This window comes from Paraflavitalea pollutisoli (assembly GCF_029360705.1).
Classification (GTDB): Bacteria; Bacteroidota; Bacteroidia; order Chitinophagales; family Chitinophagaceae; genus Paraflavitalea; species Paraflavitalea pollutisoli.
In genome coordinates this window covers 1-2,560 of sequence record NZ_JARKMX010000010.1, presented here as the reverse complement: position 1 = coordinate 2,560, position 2,560 = coordinate 1, and the positions used below count along the sequence as shown (strand labels likewise).

The 2,560-nt window shown below is 49.8% G+C and carries 1 rRNA gene; it reads right to left on the bottom strand.

Annotated features, from left to right (window positions below):
• Nucleotides 1–3: 3 nt before the first annotated feature.
• Nucleotides 4–2,560 (bottom strand): 23S ribosomal RNA (locus P2W70_RS30545); the annotation flags it as partial.

Genomic DNA, 2,560 nt, shown 5'->3' with positions numbered 1-2,560 from the left:
AAAAAAATTAAAGCGTACGGGCAATTAGTACTACTCGACTTTACTGTTACCAGTTTTACATCTGTAGCCTATCAACGTCGTAGTCTCCGACGACCCTTAAAAGAATACTCATCTTGTGGAAGGTTTCACGCTTAGATGCTTTCAGCGTTTATCCTGGCCGGACGTAGCTACTCTGCACTGCACCTGGCGGCACAACAGATACACCAGCGGTCCGTACGACCCGGTCCTCTCGTACTAAGGTCATGTCCACGCAATATTCTAACGCCCATCACAGATAGGGACCGAACTGTCTTGCGACGTTCTGAACCCAGTTCACGTGCCACTTTAATCGGCGAACAGCCGAACCCTTGGGACCTTCTCCAGCCCCAGGATGTGACGAACCGACATCGAGGTGCCAAACCTTTCCGTCGATATGAGCTCTTGGGAAAGATCAGCCTGTTATCCCCGGAGTACCTTTTATCCTTTGAGCGATGGCCCTTCCATACAGAACCACCGGATCACTTTAGCCGGCTTTCGCCCCTGCTCGACTTGTCTGTCTCACAGTCAAGCTCCCTTATACTAATGCGCTCTGCGTACGATTACCAACCGTACTGAGGGAACCTTTGCAAGCCTCCGTTACTTTTTAGGAGGCGACCACCCCAGTCAAACTACCCACCATGCACTGTTTCCCAACGGGATTAGAGTCTAAGCAAACAAAGGTTGGTATTTCAACGACCGCTCCACAAATACTAGCGTACCTGCTTCATAGCGTCCCAACTATGCTACACATTGTTTGCTCAAAATCAATGCAAAGTTGTAGTGAAGGTTCACGGGGTCTTTCCGTCCCGTGACGGGTAACCGGCATCTTCACCGATACTACAATTTCGCCGGGCTCGCGGAGGAGACAGCGTTCAACTCATTAGACCATTCGTGCAGGTCGGAACTTACCCGACAAGGAATTTCGCTACCTTAGGACCGTTATAGTTACGGCCGCCGTTTACTGGGGCTTCAGTCAGAAGCTTTGGCTTGCGCCGAACATCCTTCCTTAACCTTCCAGCACCGGGCAGGTATCAGGCTCTATACGTCATCTTACGATTTTGCAGGGCCCTGTGTTTTTGTTAAACAGTTGGTTGAACCATTTTACTGAGACCACATTACTGTGGTATGCTTTATCCCGAAGTTACAGCATCAATTTGCCTAGTTCCTTCTCCGCGGCTCACCCGAGCACCTTAGGCTATTCGCCTCGACTACCTGTGTCGGTTTGCGGTACGGGCTGCTTTAGCCACACCTTAGAGGTTTTTCTTGGAGGTTTGATTAGGATCACTATCAGCTTGGCCGAAGCTTCGCTGTACTATCAGGTTCGCCATAAATCCCGGATTTACCTGAGATCTATATAACTACACCCTTTAACGGGAACATCCGTTGCCCCGCGGATCTTTCACTACCTCGTCACCCCATCGGAACTAAAGCAGGTACTGGAATATTAACCAGTTTTCCATCAGCTGCGCCTTTCGGCTTTGCCTAAGGACCCGACTAACCCTGATCCGATTAACGTTGATCAGGAACCCTTAGTCTTACGGTGAAGTAGTTTTTCACTACTTTTATCGCTACTTATGCCTACATTTTCTTTTGTCAACGCTCCAGCAAACGTCGCCGTTCACCTTCGATGCAGATGACAATGCTCCCCTACCACTCAACATTACTGCTGAATTTAGAGCTTCGGTGGTATGTTTGATGCCCGATTATTTTCCGTGCAGGATCTCTCGACCAGTGAGCTGTTACGCACTCTTTAAATGAATGGCTGCTTCCAAGCCAACATCCTGGCTGTTATAGAAATCCCACCTCGTTTGATCAACTTAACATACGCTTAGGGACCTTAGCTGCTAATCTGGGTTATTTCCCTCTCGGCCACGGATCTTAGCACCCGCAGCCTCACTCCCGGACTAATCTGACAGCATTCGGAGTTTGTCAGGGTTTGGTAGGCGGTGAAGCCCCCTAGCCCAATCAGTAGCTCTACCTCTGTCAGACGTTGTATCCGAGGCTGTTCCTAAAAACATTTCGGGGAGAACGAGCTATCTCTCAGTTTGATTGGCCTTTCACCCCTATCCACAAGTCATCCCAGAGCTTTTCAACGCTAACGGGTTCGGTCCTCCAGTGTGTGTTACCACACCTTCAACCTGCTCATGGATAGATCACAAAGTTTCGCGTCTACCCCCACTGACTAGTCGCCCTATTCGGACTCGCTTTCGCTACGGCTCCGTTACTTAAGAACTTAACCTCGCCAGTGAGGAGTAACTCGTAGGCTCATTATGCAAAAGGCACGCCGTCACCCGTTGCCAGGCTCCGACCGCTTGTAGGCGTACGGTTTCAGGTACTATTTCACTCCCTTGTTTAGGGTGCTTTTCACCTTTCCCTTACGGTACTGGTTCACTATCGGTCTCTGAGGAGTATTTAGCCTTACCAGATGGTGCTGGCAAATTCAGGCAGGATTTCTCCGGTCCCGCCGTACTCAGGATACCACTCGTCCGCAACAATTTGTGCCTACAGGACTATCACCTGCTATGGTCCAACTTTCCAGAAG